The following is a 22080-nucleotide window of genomic DNA, read 5'->3' on the forward strand; positions in this document are numbered from 1 at the left end:
GTCAAATACCTGTAACCGATAAAAGGGCTGAATCAAAATTTGTTGAGTTTTGGCGAAGTGATACGGTTTGAACGTTGTCACGTGCTACTAGGTCAGCAAGGGTGATTTTTGCAAGATAATCGGCAATGTGGTGGGAGAGTTCCTGCCATAAATCATGAGTTAAACACATCGCACCATTTTGGCAGTTGCCTTTATGGTCACAACGCGTTGCGTCAACTGTTTCATTTACAGCTTCAATAATTTCCAAAACAGTGATGTCTTCAGCACTACGAGCAAGGTGATAACCACCATTTGCTCCACGGATACTGGACACTAAGCCGTGACGCTTCAATTTAGCAAATAACTGCTCTAAATAAGCTACTGAAATGGTTTGACGAGCTGCAATTTCGGCAAGAGTAATCGTCTGTTCAGTAGGCTGCAAAGCGAGATCAAGTAGGGCAGTCACTGCGTAGCGACCGCGAGTTGTTAAGCGCATGATTCGATACACATGTTAAGTCTAGATGTGCAGATTTTATGAATCCTGACTAAAATAGTCAAGTTTTTTTGAGGTTGTTTAAATGTTTTATTTTATGTGAAAAATTATGTATTTAATTGAACCACACATTATACACTAATAACGTTATTAAAAGAACAGATATTAGACTAAATGCGATATTAATTCGCTTTTGACGACGTTCAATACGTTTAATACGGTTTTTATATTGCTTCACTTCAACCTGTAATGTATTGATTTTTGAACGTTGTTGCTCAATTTTTTCTAAAAGCGGGGCAATACGTTTCTTAGATGCAACAACATTGTTTTCATCGACAGGTTCAGATAACCAATGTTTCCAATCAGCTAAAATTTTTGGAACACTAAATAATGAAACTAAATCACGGAATTCGTCTTTGAGGACGATGTCACCATCAATACGCATGCTTTTGATACTTTTGCGATTACCAAAAACAAAAATTTTAACCAAGTCCATCAATGTGGTACGCACGTCTAGGTCAATAGCTTTGCTTGGTGATTTAGTATCAAATAAGATGCCATGCTCAGTAAACTGAACATAAAAGTCAAAATAAGGAATGTAGCTATTTATTTTTAAAGCAACCTTTTGATCGACAAATTTCTTCGCTTGTAATGCGACAACACGGTCATGTTTGAGAATAAAGGTAAAAATAGTCTCTAGAACAATCAATGTCATCGTCAGCAACAAATGAGGTTGAGCTTGACCTTGTTGCGTATCGCTCATAAAAAATCGGTCCTTTAAAAAACATCAATGCATTGTGTAATGAGCTTCCTGCCCATCTTCGAACTAAGAATATACCAAAAACTTTGCAATTCACCAGCTTTGTAGAACAGTTTAACGAATCTATCAAGTATTATGTTTGCTATTCTATTGAGAATTTGTAGGATTACATGTCAGTACGCACATAAAACAATCAGGAGAAGTGCAGCTTATGGAAAATACCGAAAGCGTGAACGATGATGTGCAAGAACAGGTAGAAAAACCACCAAAGTCAAGAAATCGAGGATTTTCAGACCGAAAATCTAAGATGGATTTTCGTAAATATACTAAGCAAATTTGGTTGGCAGGTTTAGGTGCTTTTTCACGTGCTGAAGGTGAGGGAAATAAACTTTTTGACTCATTGGTCAAGGTTGGAGAAGAGCTTGAATCAAAAACCATTGATATTGCAGACCAAACTGTAGAAAAAGTCTCTGAAAAAGCCAAAGAGTCGGTTACAGATACAAAAGATAAAGTTGAAAAAATCTTAGATAATGGTGTTAATCATTCCTTAAACCGTTTAGGATTGGTCACTGTAAAGGATTTACAGCACTTAGAAAGGCTTATACTTCAATTACATACAAAGATTGACCAATTAGCCGAAGAAAATGCCCAATTGCGGACAGAAATACGAAAAAAACAGTAATGTTTTAACTATTATTTAATTTTCAAGGTTTTTTCGCCATTTTTTTGCATAAAAAGAGGTTCAGAAGTATTGCGTTTGACCCTAAAGCATTGCTATAAAGGCGCTATGGCGTTTTAAACACATTCTTGGACCTTAAATAAACGATATTAAGAGGACGTAATTTTCATGAATAAATCAGAATTAATTGATGCAATTGCAGACAATGGGGGATTATCTAAGGCTGACGCTGGTAAAGCTTTAGATGCAACGATTGCTGCTGTTACCAACGCGCTTAAAGCTGGTGATACAGTAACTTTAGTTGGTTTTGGTACTTTCAGCGTTAAAGAACGCGCTGCACGTACTGGTCGTAACCCACAAACTGGTGCGACTTTAGAAATCAAAGCAAGCAAAGTACCTAGCTTCAAAGCTGGTAAAGGCTTGAAAGATTCTGTAGCTTAATTCTGTTAAGCACATGAAACGCGCCATTTTTGGCGCGTTTTTTATTGGTAAATGTGATTAATCAATATATCGCATTCATTCATCACGGGTTTTCGGTTAAAATTCACCGCAAATAAAATATTGGAATACTTATGGAATCGTTTCGTAAAGTCATTAAGGGTTGGTTGGGCAAGGTCTTGCTCGTTTTGTTTTTGACCCCTTTAGCACTTGTAGGTATTGAAGGATATTTTAGTGGTGGATCAAAAGATACAGCAAAGACTGTAAACGGTACTGAAATTTCTCAAAAAGAACTCGAAGCACTCACGAACTCTTTAAAAGAACAATATCTTGCTTATGCTCAAGGTGATGAGACCTTATTAAACCAAAATTTCATTAGCAATAAAGCAATGGACACTTTGGTATCACGCCAATTGTTATTACAACAAGCTGACAAGTTAGGCATTAGTTTGAGTGATGCACAAATTGTGCAAATGATTCATCAGCAGCCGAGTTTCCAAGTCAATGGTCAGTTTTCTGATGAGCAGTTTGCGAAATACCTTGAATCAATTGGTATGACGAATCGCGCATTCATTGATAATTTACGTAAAGACCATGCATTGAAAATGTTATCTACAACATTTATGAATTATGCATTAGTAAGTAAGCTAGATATTCTGCAAATTGCTAATTTGCAAACTGAACAGCGTACTATTCAGTTAGCGAGTATCAATCTTGAAGATTATAAGAAAAATGTGAAAGTGAGTGATGCAGAACTTGCAGCTTACTATGAAAAGCATAAAAACTTGTTTAAACAAGTAACGAGCGTGGATGCAGACTTTGTTGTGTTAACACCAGCAAATGTCGCTGCGCCGGCTACACCAGCGACTGATGCTGAATTGCAAGAGGCTTATAACCAATATGTAGAAACAGCACAGCAAGCGATGAAGCCTGTTGTGAAGCATATTATGATTACTGCAGATACGCGTTCTGATGCAGAAGCTAAGAAATTAGTAGATAGTATTGCTGCGAAAATTAAAGCAGGTATGAGTTTTGATCAAGCTGCAGCTCAGTTTTCTGAAGATCCTGCATCTAAAGCTAAAGGCGGTGAGCTTGCAACGTATGAAAAAGGTGTATTTGGTGATGCCTTTGATGCTGCTGTAGTAAGTTCAAAATCTGGACAAGTCTCTGCACCAGTGAAAACTGATGCGGGATATCATTTAATTGAAACGGTAACGCCAAAAGCAAATGTTGGTAGTTTGGAGCAAGAAAAAGCGCGTCTACAAGCTGAAGTTGCGCAAGCGAAAACTGCTAATGTCTTTTCAGATACTGTAAATAGTCTGAATGATATGGTTGTAAGCAGCGATGCTCTTGATGTGGTAGGTCAGGAAGTTAAAGGTGTACAAGTTCAATCAATCAATGGCTTGACGCTATCTTCACAACATCCTGTATTAAGCGATGCTAACGTTAAAGTTAAATTGTTTAATGATGATGTGAAAAATGGTGATCGTAACGTATCTTCAAGCATTCAGTTAAAAAATGGCGATGTGGTTTGGGTTAAAGTACGTAATTATCATCCAGCAGGCGTTCAAACTTTAGCTGAAGCGAAAGCGAAGGTAAAAGCGAAATTGATTGAGCAAAAAGCTTCAGATGCGGCTAAAGCTCAAATTCAAACAGCATTAAAAGAGTTTGCTGCTAAACCGGCTGCGTCAGTTGCTAAAGGTAATTTAAACTTTGAAAATGCAGGCACATTCACGCGTGCTGATGGTTTATTAAAACGTGAAATTCAGCGTGCTGCATTTAGTGTAAAAGCACCTAAAGAAGGTTTCTGGTCAGTGACAACAACAAATTTACCAAATGAATTGGTGGTTGTTGCTGTAACAAACGTGAAAAAACAAGCTGATGATGCTTTAACTGGTGAGCAGTTAGGTGAACTTGCGAAACTTTATCAACAGTTACGTGGTCAGCAAGAATTTGATGATTACACACGTTATTTAAAAGATCATGCAAAAATCAAATAATTGATTTTGGATTAAAGACCAGCCTTCGGGCTGGTTTTTTTTGGCTAAATTGCTCAATTAAGAAATTTATTTTAGCGAGTGTGCAAATGCCAAGATGGATTAAATCAGTTAGATTAAAAGTTAAAACTGAAAATTACGTATAAAAATAATGTAATAGCAATAAAGGATAAATGTGATGGATCACTTAACCCGTTTGAATCTTAAAAATTTTATCGATTACAGAAAAGCTTTAATTTCCTATTCTTCCTTTAAAGTAATCATAGGATTACTGCTTACGATGTTTAGCATGTGCACTTTTTCTGTCGAAATAAATTTTCAAAGTGTATTGCAACAAGAAAGAGCATGGGCTGGATTAACGAGTAAGAAAGTAAAAAATAACGATATTGAGTGGGCGTATAGCGAGGGTGGAGATCCGCGGAAGCCAACACTACTACTGCTACATGGTTTGTCAGGTACACGTGATAACTGGAACCGTGTAGCCCGTTACTTAACACCGAATTATCATGTTGTTATTCCTGATTTGCCCGCGCATGGGGAAACGATTGTTACAGATCAGTTTGACCTATCTATACCGAACCAAACAGAAAAGTTAAGACGGTTTATTGATGCTGCTCAGCTGAATCCAAACTTGCATGTGGCCGGTCACTCAATGGGTGGTGCAGTTGCTATGCTCTATACAGCACAGTATCCATTAGAGGTGAGATCATTGATGCTTGTCGATACAGCGGGTGTATTTAAAACTGCAAATACGATTTACTTAAAGGATACAACGAAGCTTAATGATTTAGTTGTGCGTAAAACAGGTGATTTTGATCGACTAATGAGCCTAGCAATGCAAAGTCCACCTTTTATTCCGCAGGAAATTAAAACTGGACAGGAAAAGCTCATGATCAACCAATCGAAAAATACAACAAAAATGGTTGATCAATTGGTTGCGATGTCTAAATATTATACTCCAGACGCATTCGCTTTATTGGTTAGAGGCATTGATGTACCTGTGTTTATCGTGTGGGGAAAGCAAGATAAAATTATTAATGTGGATGTGGCTAATGAGTTAAAAGCGCTATTTAAAAATGCTGAACAACCTTTGATATTGAATGGTGTTGGACATATGCCGATACTTGAAGCAGAGCAGTTGGTGGTACAGCCTTATTTGATGTTTTTATCAAAAGTGAAATAACCGTCTATTGAGCAGTACAATCTAAAAATAAAAGCGAGATATTTCTCGCTTTTATTTTGCTTATTAGAAGATTTAATAGATTATGTACGTACCTTAATCTCGTAACCCGTGTATTTACGTATATTGATTACACCGGTATCTAGAATTAAATACTGACCTTTAATGCCTTGTAATTTTCCACGAATAATCGGAGTCTTATCCAAATTATGTGACTTGATCTTTTCAGGATATTCGTCCACAGGATAAATAAATTGACGAGGCAATTCATCTTCAAGTAATTCAACCGTTTCATTGAATTCGAGCTTTTGACTGAATTCATCACGAATGGTTTGAATTTTGGGTGCAAACTCTTCAACCAATTGATCTCGGATTTCAATTAGGTTAATAGGATCAGCTTCGCCTTTAAGCAATTTACGCCAATCTGTTTTATCGGCAACCTGTGTACCAAACATGACTTCAAGCTGTCCTGAAAGACGGCGAGAACCAACTTTCATAATGGGGAGAGCTTGTGTAGCGCCTTGATCTAACCAACGCGTTGGCATTTGTCCAAGACGGGTAATACCCACTTTCAAGGCACTCGAATTTGCTAAATAGACGATATGCGGTTGGAAGCAAACTTCATGTGCAAAATCGTCTTCACGGCATGTGCCTAAATGATAATGGCAAGTTTCAGGCTTCATAATGCACATATCACAAGAGGCTTTGGTTTTCATGCATTTAAAGCAATGACCTTGTGAATATGATTTTGGCGTTTTTGCTCCGCAAGAAACGCAGTAAATATTTCCAGTCGCTTCGATCTCAATTTCTTGACCTAAATTAAATGGTAGGTCAACTTCTGAACGATCTAGAATAAATTTATACTCAACATTTGCCTTGTGTGTATGTTGATCAGTTACACTAAGGTCCTTAAGACCTGCATGCATTTTATGGCAAATGCCTTGTAGTTCCATACGAATTCTCTCTTCAATAATAAGGATGCGGCAAATGGCTGAACAAAATGTCATCACTTCTATGCTAGACGATTTGTCGAAAGAGCAGCCTATTTCAACCGCAATCTGTATTGGTCAAAATCTTGAACAATACAATCAATTTCATCCAATTCTATGGCATCATTTTAACGTAACTGAGTTTTTAAGTCTGCCTTTTACCCAGCGATTTGATCTTGGCTTTGTGATTTTGGATAGCGAAATGATGCGAGACTTAGATGAGCAACAAAAATCTCAGATGCTGGTCAAACTACGGGACTTGCTGGCAAAACGAATCGTGGTGGTGAGTACATTACAAGATGAACAATTATTGCGTGCACTAGGCTTCACTCAGTTAATTGATAAGACCACTCATGATAGTGACTTTGCATTGTGGCAATTTAATATTTTAACCTATAAACATATCCCAGATTGGTTTAACTCTAAGTTTTGGGCGAACCCAGAAAATTGGAATAAATTCCGTTGGTAACAATGATTTAGTTGTCTAATCTTTGCAAAAAATAACAAACTGCACTTATTGAATTGTCTTTTCCCACGTATGCTGTAACGAGGTTTATCTAGGAATAATAAAATGACAAATTTAAATAGCATTGTGGAAATTTTAGCAAAGCAAGCGTTAGGTGGAGTAGGTGCTCAAAACCAACAAGGTGGCTTAGGCGGTATTTTAGGTTCTGTATTGGGTCAGTTGGGTAATAATGCAAATACTCAAAACACACAAACCAACGCTCAAAATCAGGCAGGTGGTTTGGGTGGTATTTTAGGTTCTGTACTGGGTCAGTTGGGTGGCGCTGCGCAACCACAGCAACGTACTTCTGGCGGTGGCGCATCTACAATTTTAATTGCAGTATTGCCTTTGGTCTTGGCATGGATTCAAAAGCAAGGTGGTTTACAAGGTGCATTGGATAAATTACGTGGACAAGGTCTAACCAGTCAAGTAGATGACTGGGTGTCTACAGGACCGGGCGAGAATGCAGCTGTAAACACTCAGCAAGTACAAAATTTATTTGATGATGCTGAAATTGAACAAGTGGCGCAGGAAACACAAACACCGAAGCAAGATGTTTATAGTGCAATCTCAACTGTATTACCACAAATTATTGATTCATTAACACCGCAAGCGGGTCAAACAAATCAAAATGAAGCCAATGATGATATTCAACAAGTACTCAATATGGTTTCAGGTTTCTTAAAACGTTAAGTCTGATTGAATGTAAAAAGCCAGTTTAGACTGGCTTTTTTTATGGGCGTTAACACAATTAATAATTTGATTTGTGGTTGCAAGTTCAAGAAGGATTAAAGAGTCGGTTGGATAAGCAGATTTTTTTGCCGACATAATGTGATTTTTTTTGCCGAATTAAAATAATTTGAGATTGAAATTCAAGTTCCCCAAATTCAGGTTCAACTTGTACATAATGTAGTTGACCAAATTCATCTCGTACACGTGCTTGAGCAGAAAAGCCGGGTCGAGCATTACCACTCGAAATCGTCGCTAAACGGCCAAGTAAATTGACTGAATGTTTTTTATATTTTGGTGGTACGACTTGATCTAAGCAATGAATCATAAAAACTGTAAAAAATATTGCGATAATCAGTGCAGGAAGGAATAAATAATATGAAGGTACAAAGTGTCCTTCTTGTGCATGAATGCAAAATTGCAGCACATAGCCTGCAAAACTAAAATTCATTAACAAGAAAAATAAAATCAAAGATTTAGAGAATTTCACATTGAGCAATGCTAATTCATGTAAACGCTGTGGAAATATGCGCTTTATTAATTGTGTCGGTCTAAAATTAATGTAATAGCCAATGGTTTCCACCATGCCCAACAAAAGCACAGCCAATAAACTTAAATGAAAAATAATTAAGTTGCTGTCTGTGATAAATGCGGACATGGCGAAGTTCCAAAGGTTATTCTTCTGTGAGGTAAATTCCACCATCAGAATGCACGTTAATACTTACTTTTTCAAGCGCTTGACCTTGGCAAGGGCCAGAAATACATTCGCCTGTTTCTACAGTGAATAGAGCACCATGTGTTGAGCATTCAATGAACTCTTGGTCACGGTCTAGAAACTGGTTTTCTAAAAACTCTAATTCGACTTGTAAGTGCGGACATAAATTTTGGTAAGCATAAAACATACCATCACGTTGAGTGATGAAAATGGTATCGCCATCTGGTGTTTCAAAAGAGCGTGCTTCACGTTCAGGCACGTCATCTGTCATACAGATTTTAAACATTAAGCACATTCCTTTTGGAAAGACTGTAATAGGGCAGCATAGTCTTCAACGTCTAAGCGAGGACCAAATTGAGAAACAACTTCACTTGAAATTAAAATCGCAAGTTGTGCAGCAGTTTTATAATCATGACCTGCATTGAGTGCATATAAGAAAGCACCTGCAAAAGCATCACCCGCACCATTGGCATCAACCGCAGTCACTTTACGGCCAGGAACGATAAATGTCGCTGATTCGTTATGAATTAAAGCACCTTTGGCACTTAATGTAATGACAATGTGTTTGCTTAGTGTTTGCAATTTAGTAAGTGCAGATTCTAAATTATCAGTTTCTGTGTACATAAGTGCTTCTTGTTCATTGCAGAACAAAAGGTCAACGCCATCATCAAGTAATTCATCTAAGCCTTGACGTGCATATTGCACCATCGCTGGATCTGAGAGTGTTAATGCAATTTGCACACCATTGGCTTTCGCTATTTCGCGGGCTTGTTTGACTGCTTGACGAGCTGTGTCAGATGTTGAGAGATAGCCTTCAATATATAACCATTTCGCAGTATTTAATGTGCTGAAGTCAATTTGAGCATCAGTCAATTCAGCAGTAATACCAAGATAGGTATGCATTGTGCGTTCAGAGTCAGGGCTGACAAGTACCATACATGTACCAGTCACACCTTCACTGATTGATTGAGTTGCAGTTTGAATGCCAGCTTCGTTTAAACCATTTAAGTAAACTTGACTAAGATCATCATTACCTACACGGCATGCATAAAATGCAGAACCACCTAATGCACTGAAAGCTACAGTTGTATTGGCAGCAGAACCACCTGAAGCTTGACCTTTATATTCCTGAGTCGCTTGAAGGTTGTTATACAAAGCTGCCTGAGTATCACCATCAGTCAATTGCATGGTGCCTTTTTGCAGATTTTGTTGAGTTAGGAAGTCATCGGAGACTTTGAATTCCTGGTCAATAAGTGCGTTACCAATTGCAAAAAGGTCAACTGTTGCCATGTTGTTCAATCACATCAAAAAATGAAAGTGTTAAGTTTACACGATTGCTCAGGATTGCTGTAGTTTGTTGAAGAAAATTCAATTAGAAGACAAGTGTGTATATATTTCACTCATATTGATCATTTTTTTGAATATTTTTTTTAAATTGTTGCCGTTTTAATCAGCTTTGCTATTGTATAAAAGCTATTTTTTTAATCTTATAGAGCTACAGGGTTTAAGTGCAGTAAGTTGAATTTTGCTGTCGATATAAATAGATAAATTGATTAAAAAGTGTGGATATATGGAAATAACTATTCGCCAAGCTGACCAATTGCCAGCTCAAATTGAAAATATTGCTGCTTTAGCGCAGCATGAAGGCTATGTGTTTATACACCGTTTAATCGAAGAATTTCGTAGTGGTAAAAACCGTTTTGATCAAACTGGCGAACAGCTTTTATTGGCTTATGATGGCGATAAACTAATTGCTTGTGGCGGCTTGAATCAACAATGGGGTGATACTGGTATTGAAGAACGTATTGGTCGTGTGCGCCGTTTTTATGTGCATCCGCAGTACCGTCAACATGGCGTGGGTAAGCAATTGCTCATCGAACTTGAAAAGGGTGCAAAAAAACATTTTTCAGCACTGTGTCTAAATACAGATACCAAATCCGCAGCAAGTTTTTATCAAAAGCAAAACTATGTGTTTGTAGAGAGTCATCCAAACTACAACTATTTTAAATATTTAGTTTAGCGGCACCTTTTTCAGCTAATAGGTTTAAATCTTAAAGTTTAAAATGGTCTATAAACTCTCAAAGCATCCTTCGGGATGCTTTTTTGTATCTATAGTTTGGTGAGATGCTTTAATTTAACTGAATGAAAGGATGAGCTGAATTTGAAGATGAATAAAATAGCCTAAGCAGATTAATATTTAATTTGACTCATATAACTTCATACAGCACCTTAATAAATAATTAAGTTTTGCAGTCAATGATAAGGATAAATATTTATAGAGAAATAAGGTATGGATACAACTGAGCTTCGGTAGCATTTAATCAAAGTTCCTGCCATTACCGCTTTGTTTTGGATCACGAAGATTTTTGCGACCACTTTTGGTGAAACCGGTGGTGATGCACTTTCAATGTCCATGAATTTGGGATATTTGGTCAGTACCTTTATTTTCGCAGCGATATTTATAGTATTACTATATTTTCAGATACAAGCCAAAAGTTATAAGTCATATCTGTATTGGGCAACCATTATTGCCAGTACCACAGTAGGGACGACCTTGGCAGATTTTGTTGATCGTTCCTTAGGTATTGGCTATTTAGGCGGAACTTTAATTTTAATTGGGCTGGTACTGGTTTCTTTATTCAGTTGGTACAAAGTTGAAGGCACAATTAATCCGCATAGTGTCAATCAGCCACGGGCAGAGATTTTTTATTGGCTGACCATTACCTTTTCCCAAACCTTGGGTACGGCTTTAGGAGATTGGGCTTCTGATAGTGCAGGTTTGGGGTATATCGGTGACATGGTGTTATTTTCCAGTCTCATCGTGTTAATGGCATTGCTGTATTACTTTAGTTCTGTATCACGGACTTTACTGTTCTGGACTACCTTTGTTTTAACGCGCCCATTAGGCGCTGTGGTTGGCGACTTTTTGGATAAGCCGCTAAGTTTAGGTGGTTTGGATTTAAGTCGATTTGCTGCTTCCTTTGTGTTGCTGATTGCAATTTTGATCTGTATTTATTGGTCAACATGTCAAGATAAGTATCAAAACAAATCCATTCAGTAGCGCCTTTCTATCACAATAATAGTTGATAGGTTAGACATAGAACATGATTGGATAGGTCGATGGCTTTAAGTAGATTAAAACGGTTGGAAATATCGTTTCATTGAATCCTGATCGGATTTTTTAAGGTATACTTTGCCGTATCTTATAAAGTAATAGATTAGGAGCACACATGACTGTAGATGTCACTGAAACCATTTCTCAAACTGTTCATCCCGCGTTTCAGTTGATACGTCAACACCATGTTGAAGCCTTAGACATTTTAGTCTCTGAATATAAACATAAAGTTACTGGTGCAGTGCATTATCACTTAGCCACCAATCATGACGAAAATGTATTCTTAGTAGCGTTTCGTACTCAGCCGATGGACTCGAAAGGCGAAGCGCACATTCTTGAACATACAGCATTATGCGGTTCTGAAAAATTTCCTGTACGTGATCCGTTTTTCTTGATGATTCGTCGTTCATTAAATACCTTTATGAACGCATTTACTGCGGCAGATTGGACAGCTTATCCATTTGCAACGCAAAACAAAAAAGATTTCCAAAATTTGCTTGAAGTCTATATGGATGCGGCTTTTGCTGCGAATTTGAATCCTTTGGATTTTGCGCAAGAAGGTATTCGTATTGAGCTAGAAAATGGTGAGCCAGTTTATAAAGGCGTGGTCTTTAATGAAATGAAAGGTGCAATGAGTTCACCTTCAGATCAGCTTTATCATCAACTTGCACATCATTTATTCCCAGAAACGACCTATCATTACAACTCTGGTGGTGATCCGAAAGACATTCCAGATTTAAGCTATGAAGAACTGGTTTCCTTCTACAAATCACATTATCACCCAAGTAATGCTGTGTTCATGACCTTTGGTAATGAGCCTGCTTATAACTTGCAAGAACAATTTCAAACTTTAGCCTTGTCTAAGTTTGAACAAGGGGAAACGCTGCACTCTAAACCAGAGCGTCGTTTAGCAGCACCTGTCACTGTGACTGAGACCTATGCAGTGGATGCAGAAGACCTGAAAGACAAGACTTATCATGTTCTTTCATGGTTATTGCCTGAAGCGAGCAATATCAAATTGCGTTTAGGAATGCGTTTGGTTGAAGGTGTATTGTTGGAAGACTCAGCATCACCGCTGCGCCATTACCTAGAAACGTGTGGTTATGCACAATCAACAGGCCCATTCATGGGTGTGGATGATTCAAACTTTGAAATGACTTTCTTCTGTGCAGTTCAAGGTTCAAATCCTGAACATGCTGAAGAGTTTAAAAATGGCGTATTCAAAGTACTTAAAGATGTTGCATCGAAGCCTGTAGATGCTGCGCTGGTTGAAGCGATTTTGCATCAGATTGAATTGCATCAACGTGAGATCAATGGCGATGGTATGCCATATGGTTTAAGCTTGATTTTAAATGGCTTGAGTAGTGCAATTCACCATTCAGACCCAATTGATGTTTGGGATGTGGATACTGCCATTGAACAAGTCAAAGAAGAGTTGAAAGACCCAATGTGGCTTTCAAACCTAATTCAAGAATACTTGCTAGATAATCCACATCGCGTACAACTGACTTTAGTTCCAGATGCAGAGAAAAATGCGGTAGAAGCAGCTGCTGAAAAAGCACGTTTAGCTGAAATTGGCGCTCAACTCACTGAAGAGCAGAAAGCTGAAATCATTGCGCAAACTGAAGCGCTGAATGTGCGTCAAGATACCCCAGATGATTTGAACTTGTTGCCAAAAGTAGGCTTAGAAGATATTCCTGCACAATTACAAATTGTGCAAGGTCAACTCCGTGAAATTATCAGTAATGGCTTAGATACGCCTTTAAATCTTTATCATGCTGGTACGAATGGTATTTACTACCAACAAGTATTGATTCAAATACCTGATGAAGTCGTACAATCGCCATACTTCAACTTACTGTCTATTTTGATGGGTGAAGTGGGTGCAGGCGAATATGGTTATTTAGAGCTGCAACAATTACAAACTGCTGTAAGCGGTGGTTTAGGTATGGGCGCATCATTGCGTTCAAAAACTGATGATAAAGGTCAAATCAGTGCTTGGTTAACACTAACTACTAAATCACTGGTCAATAATCTTGAAGCGATTCGTTTATTAAAATTAGCCTTTGAACAACTGCGCTTTGATGAAAAGAACCGTATTGTTGAATTGTTGCAACAACGTAAAGCACGCTGGCAGTCTCGTGTTTCTGGTTCGGGACACAGCTATGCCATGCAAGTGGCTAGCCGTCAGCACAGTGCACTTGCTTTACGTGATTATCACAATACTGGCTTAGGCGCATTGAACTGGTTATCTGATCTAGTTGCGAATATTGAAAAAGATGAAACGGCTTACAACGCTTTAATTGAAGAGCTACAACTGATTCATAACCGTTTGCTAAAAGCCCCTAAACAATTCTTGTTGGTATGTGAAGAGCATCAATCAGACCGTTTGGTTGAAGAAGTGCAAACCGTTTGGGATAAAGTTGCGATTGAAAATATTCAGCATGAACTTACACAGGTTGATTTTGCCAATAGCAGCAATGACGAAGCATGGTTAATTCAAGCCAATGTTCAATTCTGTGCTTCAGCATATGCTGCGGTTGAAGTGTCACATCCAGATTCTGCGGCACTGATGATTCTTGCGGCTTATTTGCGTAATGGCTTCTTACACAGTGCTATTCGTGAAAAAGGTGGCGCTTATGGTGGTGGGGCGAGCTACGATGGCAATGCATGTTCATTCCGTTTTTATAGTTACCGTGACCCACGCTTAGCAGAAACTTTTAAAGATTTTGAAGCGAGTGTGCAGTGGTTACTGAATGCTGAGCAACAACCGCATCAATTGGAAGAAGCAATTTTAGGTTTGATTGCGAGCATGGATAAACCGGGTTCGCCAGCAGGTGAAGCGATTACTGCATGTTATGCATTGTTACATAAGCGTACGCCAGCATTCCGTCAAATGTTACGTGAACGCCTGTTAAATGTAACTTTGGACGACTTAAAACGCGTTGCTGTTAAGTATCTGCTTGAACAAAAACCGACTAAATCAGTCGTTGCGCCTGTGGCAAAACGTGAAGCATTGGTTGAGCTAGGCTTTGATATCAAACAAGTAAATTAAAACAATAAGGGGTAGATATGGCGTTCAAATCTCTTGAGCGTACTACATTGCAACTGAGCCTAATTGCGCTCAGTTCGATGTATGTCAGCAGTGCTTATGCACTTAATGGTGAAGTAACAGCTAATCCTGCCACGCCAGAAGCTTGCGTTGCACTTGAATCGAATGCTGAGCGTTTGTCATGTTATGACGCGTTGTTTAAGATTCCTGAAGAAGTTAAACCAACGCTTGTTTCTGAGCGTCAGGCTGCGCAAGAAATTAAGCCAGAGCCAACTGAGCCTTTAAGCCTAAAAGAAAAAGTTTCTCATGCTTTTTCAGATCGCTTATTCGCAGTTGAGGCACCAAGTTTAAATCCGAATTTGTCTTTATTGGACAGTCGTTGGGAGCTGTCACAAGAAAGTAAATTGGGGACGTGGAATATTCGTGGTTATCAACCTGTGTATTTAATGCCAGGTTATTGGACTTCAGAAAAAAATGAACGTCCATCGAGCCCAAATGAAAACTATACTGTCAATGCCGATCAGGAACAAAACCTGAAGTCGATGGAAGCGAAATTCCAATTGTCTCTTAAGACCAAAGCGGTTGAAAACTTATTTGGAAATAATGGTGATGTTTGGTTGGGCTATACGCAGTCATCACGTTGGCAGGTTTATAATGAGGACGAATCACGTCCATTTCGTGAAACCAATTACGAGCCTGAAGCAAGCTTAGTATTCCGTACGAACTATGAATTGCTGGGTTTAAATTGGCGTATGCTGGGTGTAACTTTCAACCATCAGTCTAATGGTCGTTCTGACCCACTTTCACGTAGTTGGAACCGCGTCATGCTGAACCTAGGTTTCGAGCGTGATAACTTTGCTTTAATGCTGCGTCCATGGTATCGCTTAGAAGAAGATGCTAAGGACGATAATAACCCAGATATTAAAGACTATATGGGACGTGGAGATTTAACAGCGTTCTATCGCAAAAATAATCATGATTTTAGCTTGATGCTGCGCCATTCTTTAAAGGGTGGAGATGATTCTCATGGAGCGGTACAGTTCGATTGGTCATTCCCAATTAACGGTAAGCTACGTGGTCAATTCCAAGTATTTGATGGTTATGGAGAAAGTTTGATTGATTATAATCACCGTGCAACCTATGTAGGGCTAGGTGTTTCTCTGCTGAATTGGTTCTAAAACGTTGAATTAAAAAAACCACGCTTTGGCGTGGTTTTTTTGTGCTATTTAGTTGTGATTTTGGCTATTAGCCAATTTGTATTTCCGAAGGTGGGTGTTTAAGGCGACTTTTTTTCGGAGTAGCAATTAAGTAGGCCAAAGTTAGGGGGCCGAGTCGTCCAGCAAACATCAATAACATGAGCGCTACTAAGCTTGCTGGTTGTAATTCGCTGGTTATGCCTCGTGACAAACCTACGGTACATGCAGCGGAAACTGCTTCAAATAACAAATCTAAGAAATGGTGTCTAGGCTCAAGTAACAATAGGCTAAATAGGCCAAAGAAGATTAAAGTGACGGTAATAAAAATCACTGCAAGGGCTTTAAATGTAGTTTTTTCAGAAATAGAGTGATTAAACACACGCAGTTCATCTTCACGTCTTAAAAAACTAATTACACTCAAGACCACAATAATGAAAGTACCGACTTTAATACCACCAGCGGTACTTAGAGAACCACCGCCAATAAACATTAATAACATCGTTACTAAGGATGATGCATCCGTCATGCTTTGCATAGGTAAGCTGTTAAAGCCAGAAGAACGAGGAACTGTGGCATGGAACCATGCGTTTAGCGCTTGATCGCCAATTGACATGTTGGCAAGCGTCGCAGGATTTGTTGCTTCTAAAGCCCAAATCACGACAAATGCAACCACATTCAGTCCCGCTATGGTAGAAAGTATTAACTTGCTATTGGTTGTAAGCTTTTTCCAACTTTTATTACGCTTAATATCCATGAGAACCAAGAAACCGATCCCACCAATGATATATAGCATACTAATGGTAAAAGTAATGAAATAGCGATCTGCGAAGCTCATTAAGCTATTGGGGAACAGTGAAAAGCCACCATTGTTAAAGGCGGAAACACTATAAAAGGCTGCATAAAATAGGGCCTGGTTGAAGTTATATTCTTGCATCCAAGCAATGGTTAAAATGACAGTGCCGATCAGCTCAAAAAATAAAGAATAGAGAAATACACCTTTAATAGTCATCGAAACTTTGGTGAGACTGGTTTGTCCAATTGTTTCCTGCGCCATAATTTGCTGTTTGAGGCCCATTTTAGGAGACAAACTCATTGCTGCTAAAATGGCAAAACTCATAAAGCCGAGCCCGCCACATTGCAGTAGTCCCATAATCACAATTTTACCGAATACCGTATATGCTTCTCCGACATTAACGACAGATAACCCGGTAATGGTGACAGCTGATGTTGAGGTGAACAGGGCATTTAACCAAGACAAATCACCATGATGTGAAATGGGTAGTTTGAGTAAAAGCGTACCTAATATAATCAAACCTAAGAAGCCTAGCGCTAATATGCTAGGTGGACTGAGGTTAATGGTATTTTGCTTTTTATTGTGTAATTTCATTTTAGCTATTCAATCTATACTTAAAGCGTGGAAGATCAATTAAGTTAATGGAATTTAATTGCTGACCTTAAAGTATTTAGCAAGTCTGCGCAGGGGCTCAATCAGGCCTTCAATGACAAGAATATCGCCAGTTTGTAAAATCAAATTTGGGTCTAGACTGTATTGAATATCTGTTCCGCGTTTATGCAAAATTGTTTTGACCTCGGGTACATGGTCCATCATTTGATTTAAACGTGTCCCTTGCTGAGACTCTTTAATCTCAACTTTCACTAAGTAGTGGTCGTCTTCCAACACCATATAGCGACTCACCATCGGGTAGCTCAGTGATTGTGCAACACGTACACCCATGTCTTCTTCAGGGTGAATGATTTTGTCGACACCGAGATGTGTCAAAATCATATGATGCGCTTTGGATTTTGCTTTGGCCCAAATTTTATGGATACCCATGTTTTTTAAATGCAGTACACACAAAATGCTGGCTTCAATATCTTCACCAATCGCAACAACGACGGCTTCACAGTTTTGAATATTCAGCTCTTGCAGCACATGCTCATCTGTTGCATCTGCAATGACTGCATGTGTTAGTTGGTCTGAGATATTTTCAACAAATTTTTTGTTGCTATCGATCCCAATCACATCATGTTTCAAGCCCATGAGTTCAGTTGCAACTGTAGCGCCGAAGCTACCCAAACCAATTACCGCGAATTGAGCCATAAAATCCCTAAGTTATTTTAAAGTTATAAATTGAGTAAATGGTAGCGTGTTCCTTTAAAGGCGGCTATTACAAATTACATAATCCATTTAAATAGAAAAGCTCTAATTTTTTATTTCTTCATCGTTTTGATAGGCATAAAATTCAGCAATATTGGGACAATTTTCCATAACTTGTTGGTATTTAAAAATTTCATAGCCTAATTTATTTTTTAGAATGTATTGAAATTGATGCTGATCATCTTTGATGACATTTAGGGTGGCTTTACGAACGAGTTCGGAGTTGTTCTTTAAACGGTTTAAGCTATCGCATGAAAATTCACGTATGATGGCTTGAACAGATTCCGGAGCGGTTTGATCACTCAGCTCATCAAAGCGAATATATACAATGTAATTTGGATATTGATTCAGCATTTCAGCTTGCGCGGTATAGCCGTAAATATTTTCTAGATTTTGCGTACGGGACTGATTTGGAATTTGTTTCATACTTTGACGAATCTTATCTTCCTCTTGCGTAAGTTGATAAGCCGGATATGCATAAAAATATCCACCTAAACCCACAATAGCGATCATAAATAAGGCATAAAAATTCAATTTAAATATCCATTTTGTTTTATTTTCAATGGATTATAGAGTGCGGTGAATTTAACGACAATGACGGCGTTGATGAATTAAATAGATGAATATCTTTATTTTGATGTAGAAAATAGTTGCTGCAAATAAAAAAGCTGGAATCTAGATCCCAGCTTTTTTATAGAAGTTTTATTTATTTCAAGAAACGTTGGTAACCCAAGTTATTGGTAATTTCAACGTATGGATAAGTAATACTTTCCAATGTTTCAACTAAACCATCTGGGTTTTGTTTCGCATCAGTTGCTTCCATGCCAACAAGTACTCGACCTTCAGCTGCTCCGTGGTTACGGTAGTGGAATAGGGTAATGTTATGTGTTGGGCCAAGACGTTCTAAGAATGTTAATAAAGCACCTGGACGTTCTGGGAATTCCACACGGAATAAACGTTCATTTTCAATATCTGCATGACCGCCAATTAAATAACGAATATGCAATTTCGCTACTTCATCATCAGATAAGTCATCAACATCATATTGAAATTTTAATGATTCAAAGATGTCCTGACGCTCTTTTTCACCGCCTTTTAAGCTAATACCTACAAAGACTTGTGCCGCTGTTGCACCGCTGGCACGGTAGTTAAATTCGGTAATATTACGACCTTGTAAAGCACGACAGAAGTTTAGGAATGAACCTTTTTCTTCGGGAATAGTCACAGCAAAAATCGCTTCTTTGCGTTCACCAAGTTCTGTACGTTCAGCGATATAACGTAAACGGTCGAAGTTCATGTTGGCACCGCATACAATCGACACGCAGTTTTTACCAACAAGTTCATGTTGTGCTACATATTTTTTGATACCTGCAAGTGCCATTGCACCTGATGGTTCTACAATACTACGGCATTCATCATAAGTATCTTTGATGGCAGCACAGATTTCATCTGTATTTACAAGAACAACATCACGTTCGACAATTGGGCCTGAGTTATCTGATTTTTGTAGTTGAATCACTTCAAATGGTTTTTCACCAATTTGAGCAACCGCAGTACCGTCAGCAAATAAGCCAACAGATGGAAGGATTACACGTTCATTGGCTTCGAATGCTGCTTTTAAACATGCTGATTCGTCATATTCAACAGGGATTACTTTCACGTGTGGAGCAACATCGCCTAAGTAAGCCGCTACACCTGCAATTAAACCACCACCACCAACAGCAACAAACACGTAATCCACATCACGCCATTGACGCAAAATCTCATTACCAATGGTGCCTTGGCCAGCCATAACGAGTTCATCGTCATAAGGAGGAATAAAGGTCATGCCTTCATCTGTTGCACGTTGAATCGCATATTTATTGGCTACGTCAAAAGAATCACCATGTAATACCACTTCACCGCCAAGGCGTTTTACCGCTTGGACTTTAATGTCTGGCGTAGTTTTCGGCATCACAATAATGGCGCGAATTCCCAGTTTTTGACCAGATAGAGCCACACCTTGCGCATGGTTACCTGCTGAAGCCGTAATAACGCCACGTTCCAACTGAGATTTCGGTAATTGACTAATACGATTATATGCACCGCGTAGTTTGAAAGAAAAGACAGGTTGCAGATCTTCGCGTTTAAAGCGAATGTTGTTGTTTAGCTTTTCACTAATTCGTGGCGCTGCTTCGAGTGGGGTTTCGATTGCAACGTCATAGACCGTTGCCTGTAATATTTGTCGAACCAAACGAGACAGCATGTTAATTTTCCATCTAACAGTTTAAAATAGGGGTTTATTGTAACAAACCCCTGTACATTTGGGCTGAAAAATCAGCGTCTAATGTCAAAAAATAGTTGAGCCAAGTTATGAGTCTGTATGCAACCCAAGATGAAAAGAAACAAGCTGCTGCAAAAGCTGCGTTAAAGCATTTGCCTAAAGGCGGTATTTTGGGTGTGGGTACAGGAAGTACAGTTAACTTTCTGATTGACCTATTACCAGAACTTCAACTTGAAGCTGCTGTAGCAAGCTCTGAAGCAACTGCACAACGCCTTAAAAAGTTAGGTATTGAAGTTGTCGATATGAACCATGTCGGTGGTTTAGATGCCTATGTAGATGGTGCAGATGAAATTGACCGTCACATGCACATGATTAAAGGTGGCGGTGCTGCACTGACTCGTGAAAAAATCGTCGCATCTATTGCGAAAAAATTCGTTTGTATCGTTGATGACTCTAAATGGGTTGATCAGTTAGCGCGTGAGTTTCCACTTCCTGTAGAAGTAATTCCAATGGCACGTTCTGCTGTTGCGCGTAAAATCGTATCTTTAGGTGGTGACCCCGTTTATCGTGAAGGTGTTGTGACTGATAACGGTAATGTAATTTTAGATGTTCATAACCTAAATATTTTGAATGCGTTGGAACTTGAAAAAACCATCAATGACATCCCTGGTGTGGTGTGTAACGGTATCTTTGCATTAAACAAAGCAGATGTAGCTGTTGTAGCCACTGATAACGGTATTGAAGAGCGTACAGCGGTTTAATATGCTGAAAGTTCCCTCTCCTTTTAGGAGAGTGTTAGGGAGAGGTTGTGTTAACAGTTCCCTCATCCTAACCTTCTCCCAGAGGGAGAAGGAACTCCCAATATATTTTTGAAAACTGTTCAAATTTTCAATTTTATGTATTGTTTACGAACTTTTAATAAAAGAAGAAAATGGCCCAAAACCTTCCAGAAATACAAATCACCCGAAAATTACGCGCCACACGCTTAAGACTGCGTGTAGAACTAACTCAAATCAAATTAACTGTGCCGCAATTTTGTACTCAGCGCCAAGTTCAGGATTTTTTAAAACAATCAGAACAATGGATGATTGAAACATGGCAAAAGCAGCAGGAAAAATCAGGGCAAATTGATAAGACATTTCCAACTGAATTAAAACTATTCAACCTAAAAAAACCGTTACAGGTTGTTTATCAAACACAGAAAAACTCTTTTATTTTAGATCAGCAAAACCATCAGCTTTTTGTTAGTGATCGCCAGCCCGAAAGTTATTTAAAAGCTTTCACAATTGCCTATGCCAAAACACATTTACCGCCGTATTTGCAAAAGCTGAGCATTGAAACGGGTCTAAAATTTAATCAATGCGCAGTACGTCAACCCAAAACACGATGGGGCAGTTGCTCTGCTAAACATGACATTATGTTGAATAGTGGTTTGGTACTTTTTCCACATGAAATTGCACGATATGTGGCTGTACATGAGTTGGCACATACCAAGCATTTTGACCATAGTTCAAATTTTTGGGCTGAAGTTCAAAAACATGATGTTAATTTTCAGCAGCATCGGAAAATACTAAAAATGACGCCAATGCCTTGGTGGTGGGGTTAGTAAATATAAAAAAATTTTTATTGGTTTATCTGGGCTTTGTTGCACAAACCTATCTGTAAAGGCTTTTTCAGCGATATAATTTTCAAATGAAGAAGCCTACACACAAAATCTACCGCACAACCAATTGGCCCGCATATAACCGAGCACTTATGAGTCGCGGAAATATTGCCATTTGGTTTGATCCTGCTACGCAATGGTATGCGCCATCAAAAGGCAAACAAGGGCG

General features: G+C 38.6%; 22 protein-coding genes and 1 pseudogene. 13 read left to right on the plus strand and 10 right to left on the minus strand.

All coding sequences use genetic code 11. The annotated features are described in order from the left end of the window. Nucleotide 1 precedes the first annotated feature (1 nt). Nucleotides 2-475, minus strand: coding sequence for an Rrf2 family transcriptional regulator (locus FTV09_RS04025; protein ID WP_067762796.1), 474 nt, complete (start codon nt 473-475; stop codon nt 2-4). 112 nt (nt 476-587) lie between these two features. Beyond that, nucleotides 588-1235, minus strand: a complete 648-nt coding sequence (locus FTV09_RS04030) for a hypothetical protein (protein WP_180056858.1) — start codon at nt 1233-1235, stop codon at nt 588-590. A gap of 208 nt (nt 1236-1443) precedes the next feature. On the opposite strand from FTV09_RS04030, the gene FTV09_RS04035 reads away from it, so the two are divergent. The 4 genes from FTV09_RS04035 (at nt 1444) to FTV09_RS04050 (ending at nt 5529) form a co-directional block, all read left to right on the plus strand. Next, nucleotides 1444-1914: a phasin family protein gene (locus FTV09_RS04035; protein ID WP_067762798.1), complete on the plus strand. Its 471-nt coding sequence runs from the start codon at nt 1444-1446 to the stop codon at nt 1912-1914. A gap of 165 nt (nt 1915-2079) precedes the next feature. Beyond that, a complete protein-coding gene (locus tag FTV09_RS04040; RefSeq protein ID WP_067762799.1) occupies nt 2080-2352 on the plus strand; it encodes an HU family DNA-binding protein in 273 nt (90 codons plus the stop codon). Between the two features lie 131 nt (nt 2353-2483). Further along, nucleotides 2484-4349 (plus strand): SurA N-terminal domain-containing protein, encoded by a 1866-nt coding sequence (locus FTV09_RS04045; protein WP_067762800.1) that lies wholly within the window; start codon nt 2484-2486, stop codon nt 4347-4349. Nucleotides 4350-4626: 277 nt separating this feature from the next. Continuing rightward, the gene (locus FTV09_RS04050) at nt 4627-5529 is read left to right on the plus strand and encodes an alpha/beta fold hydrolase (RefSeq protein ID WP_180056860.1); all 903 of its coding nucleotides are present in this window, start codon (nt 4627-4629) and stop codon (nt 5527-5529) included. Between the two features lie 80 nt (nt 5530-5609). On the opposite strand, the gene FTV09_RS04055 is transcribed toward FTV09_RS04050, so the two are convergent. Further along, the gene (locus tag FTV09_RS04055; protein ID WP_067762833.1) at nt 5610-6479 is read right to left on the minus strand and encodes a DUF2797 domain-containing protein; all 870 of its coding nucleotides are present in this window, start codon (nt 6477-6479) and stop codon (nt 5610-5612) included. A 34-nt stretch (nt 6480-6513) separates the two neighbouring features. Here FTV09_RS04055 and FTV09_RS04060 point away from each other — a divergent pair, with 34 nt between their 5' ends. Together FTV09_RS04060 and FTV09_RS04065 are read left to right on the plus strand one after the other, a co-directional pair. Next, nucleotides 6514-6984, plus strand: a complete 471-nt coding sequence (locus FTV09_RS04060; RefSeq protein WP_180056862.1) for a DUF6231 family protein — start codon at nt 6514-6516, stop codon at nt 6982-6984. Between the two features lie 102 nt (nt 6985-7086). Continuing rightward, nucleotides 7087-7713, plus strand: a complete 627-nt coding sequence (locus FTV09_RS04065) for a YidB family protein (protein WP_180056864.1) — start codon at nt 7087-7089, stop codon at nt 7711-7713. Between the two features lie 85 nt (nt 7714-7798). Here the strand turns inward: FTV09_RS04065 and FTV09_RS04070 are convergent, their stop codons facing one another. The 3 genes from FTV09_RS04070 to FTV09_RS04080 are packed head-to-tail and all read right to left on the minus strand — an operon-like array spanning nt 7799 to nt 9754. Further along, on the minus strand, nt 7799-8407 hold the full coding sequence (locus FTV09_RS04070) for an OB-fold-containig protein (RefSeq protein ID WP_180056866.1): 609 nt from the start codon (nt 8405-8407) through the stop codon (nt 7799-7801). A gap of 16 nt (nt 8408-8423) precedes the next feature. Further along, nucleotides 8424-8735, minus strand: coding sequence for a Rieske (2Fe-2S) protein (locus FTV09_RS04075; protein ID WP_171256669.1), 312 nt, complete (start codon nt 8733-8735; stop codon nt 8424-8426). Between the two features lie 14 nt (nt 8736-8749). Next, nucleotides 8750-9754 (minus strand): adenosine kinase, encoded by a 1005-nt coding sequence (locus FTV09_RS04080; protein WP_180056868.1) that lies wholly within the window; start codon nt 9752-9754, stop codon nt 8750-8752. Nucleotides 9755-10034: 280 nt separating this feature from the next. Here FTV09_RS04080 and FTV09_RS04085 point away from each other — a divergent pair, with 280 nt between their 5' ends. The 4 genes from FTV09_RS04085 (at nt 10035) to FTV09_RS04100 (ending at nt 15809) form a co-directional block, all read left to right on the plus strand. Continuing rightward, complete coding sequence (locus FTV09_RS04085) at nt 10035-10484, plus strand: GNAT family N-acetyltransferase (protein ID WP_067762807.1); 450 nt, start codon at nt 10035-10037, stop codon at nt 10482-10484. A 324-nt stretch (nt 10485-10808) separates the two neighbouring features. Then, nucleotides 10809-11525, plus strand: coding sequence for a hypothetical protein (locus FTV09_RS04090; protein ID WP_257222798.1), 717 nt, complete (start codon nt 10809-10811; stop codon nt 11523-11525). 169 nt (nt 11526-11694) lie between these two features. After that, nucleotides 11695-14634, plus strand: coding sequence for an insulinase family protein (locus tag FTV09_RS04095; protein ID WP_180056870.1), 2940 nt, complete (start codon nt 11695-11697; stop codon nt 14632-14634). A 77-nt stretch (nt 14635-14711) separates the two neighbouring features. Further along, the gene (locus FTV09_RS04100) at nt 14712-15809 is read left to right on the plus strand and encodes a phospholipase A (protein WP_373687689.1); all 1098 of its coding nucleotides are present in this window, start codon (nt 14712-14714) and stop codon (nt 15807-15809) included. Between the two features lie 67 nt (nt 15810-15876). Here FTV09_RS04100 and FTV09_RS04105 read toward each other — a convergent pair whose 3' ends face one another. The 4 genes from FTV09_RS04105 to ilvA all read right to left on the minus strand — a co-directional run bounded on the left by FTV09_RS04105 (nt 15877) and on the right by ilvA (nt 20230). Further along, the gene (locus FTV09_RS04105; protein ID WP_180056875.1) at nt 15877-17214 is read right to left on the minus strand and encodes a TrkH family potassium uptake protein; all 1338 of its coding nucleotides are present in this window, start codon (nt 17212-17214) and stop codon (nt 15877-15879) included. Nucleotides 17215-17268: 54 nt separating this feature from the next. Next, nucleotides 17269-17928: a TrkA family potassium uptake protein gene (locus FTV09_RS04110; RefSeq protein ID WP_180056876.1), complete on the minus strand. Its 660-nt coding sequence runs from the start codon at nt 17926-17928 to the stop codon at nt 17269-17271. Nucleotides 17929-18030: 102 nt separating this feature from the next. Then, on the minus strand, nt 18031-18519 hold the full coding sequence (locus tag FTV09_RS04115) for a hypothetical protein (RefSeq protein ID WP_180056877.1): 489 nt from the start codon (nt 18517-18519) through the stop codon (nt 18031-18033). 172 nt (nt 18520-18691) lie between these two features. Then, the gene (ilvA, locus tag FTV09_RS04120) at nt 18692-20230 is read right to left on the minus strand and encodes a threonine ammonia-lyase, biosynthetic (RefSeq protein ID WP_180056878.1); all 1539 of its coding nucleotides are present in this window, start codon (nt 20228-20230) and stop codon (nt 18692-18694) included. Between the two features lie 107 nt (nt 20231-20337). Between ilvA and rpiA the strand changes: the two genes are divergently transcribed. The 3 genes and pseudogenes from rpiA to FTV09_RS04135 form a co-directional block, all read left to right on the plus strand. Then, a complete protein-coding gene (rpiA, locus tag FTV09_RS04125) occupies nt 20338-21009 on the plus strand; it encodes a ribose-5-phosphate isomerase RpiA (RefSeq protein ID WP_180056879.1) in 672 nt (223 codons plus the stop codon). A 170-nt stretch (nt 21010-21179) separates the two neighbouring features. Then, complete coding sequence (locus FTV09_RS04130; RefSeq protein WP_180056880.1) at nt 21180-21854, plus strand: SprT family zinc-dependent metalloprotease; 675 nt, start codon at nt 21180-21182, stop codon at nt 21852-21854. An 86-nt stretch (nt 21855-21940) separates the two neighbouring features. Further along, nucleotides 21941-22080 (plus strand): annotated as a pseudogene (locus tag FTV09_RS04135) (IS5/IS1182 family transposase); the annotation flags it as partial.

This window comes from Acinetobacter sp. YH12227 (assembly GCF_013417785.1).
GTDB classification, from domain to species: domain Bacteria; phylum Pseudomonadota; class Gammaproteobacteria; order Pseudomonadales; family Moraxellaceae; genus Acinetobacter; species Acinetobacter gandensis.

Coding starts and splice junctions, on each gene's coding strand:
- FTV09_RS04025 (WP_067762796.1), bottom strand. CDS start 475: ATGCGCTTAACAACTCGCGGTCGCTACGCAGTGACTGCCCTACTTGAT.
- FTV09_RS04110 (WP_180056876.1), bottom strand. CDS start 17,928: ATGGCTCAATTCGCGGTAATTGGTTTGGGTAGCTTCGGCGCTACAGTT.
- FTV09_RS04105 (WP_180056875.1), bottom strand. CDS start 17,214: ATGAAATTACACAATAAAAAGCAAAATACCATTAACCTCAGTCCACCT.
- FTV09_RS04045 (WP_067762800.1), top strand. CDS start 2,484: ATGGAATCGTTTCGTAAAGTCATTAAGGGTTGGTTGGGCAAGGTCTTG.
- ilvA (WP_180056878.1), bottom strand. CDS start 20,230: ATGCTGTCTCGTTTGGTTCGACAAATATTACAGGCAACGGTCTATGAC.
- FTV09_RS04070 (WP_180056866.1), bottom strand. CDS start 8,407: ATGTCCGCATTTATCACAGACAGCAACTTAATTATTTTTCATTTAAGT.
- FTV09_RS04100 (WP_373687689.1), top strand. CDS start 14,712: ATGTATGTCAGCAGTGCTTATGCACTTAATGGTGAAGTAACAGCTAAT.
- FTV09_RS04040 (WP_067762799.1), top strand. CDS start 2,080: ATGAATAAATCAGAATTAATTGATGCAATTGCAGACAATGGGGGATTA.
- FTV09_RS04085 (WP_067762807.1), top strand. CDS start 10,035: ATGGAAATAACTATTCGCCAAGCTGACCAATTGCCAGCTCAAATTGAA.
- FTV09_RS04065 (WP_180056864.1), top strand. CDS start 7,087: ATGACAAATTTAAATAGCATTGTGGAAATTTTAGCAAAGCAAGCGTTA.
- FTV09_RS04095 (WP_180056870.1), top strand. CDS start 11,695: ATGACTGTAGATGTCACTGAAACCATTTCTCAAACTGTTCATCCCGCG.
- FTV09_RS04130 (WP_180056880.1), top strand. CDS start 21,180: ATGGCCCAAAACCTTCCAGAAATACAAATCACCCGAAAATTACGCGCC.
- FTV09_RS04055 (WP_067762833.1), bottom strand. CDS start 6,479: ATGGAACTACAAGGCATTTGCCATAAAATGCATGCAGGTCTTAAGGAC.
- rpiA (WP_180056879.1), top strand. CDS start 20,338: ATGAGTCTGTATGCAACCCAAGATGAAAAGAAACAAGCTGCTGCAAAA.
- FTV09_RS04060 (WP_180056862.1), top strand. CDS start 6,514: ATGGCTGAACAAAATGTCATCACTTCTATGCTAGACGATTTGTCGAAA.
- FTV09_RS04050 (WP_180056860.1), top strand. CDS start 4,627: ATGTTTAGCATGTGCACTTTTTCTGTCGAAATAAATTTTCAAAGTGTA.
- FTV09_RS04030 (WP_180056858.1), bottom strand. CDS start 1,235: ATGAGCGATACGCAACAAGGTCAAGCTCAACCTCATTTGTTGCTGACG.
- FTV09_RS04035 (WP_067762798.1), top strand. CDS start 1,444: ATGGAAAATACCGAAAGCGTGAACGATGATGTGCAAGAACAGGTAGAA.
- FTV09_RS04075 (WP_171256669.1), bottom strand. CDS start 8,735: ATGACAGATGACGTGCCTGAACGTGAAGCACGCTCTTTTGAAACACCA.
- FTV09_RS04080 (WP_180056868.1), bottom strand. CDS start 9,754: ATGGCAACAGTTGACCTTTTTGCAATTGGTAACGCACTTATTGACCAG.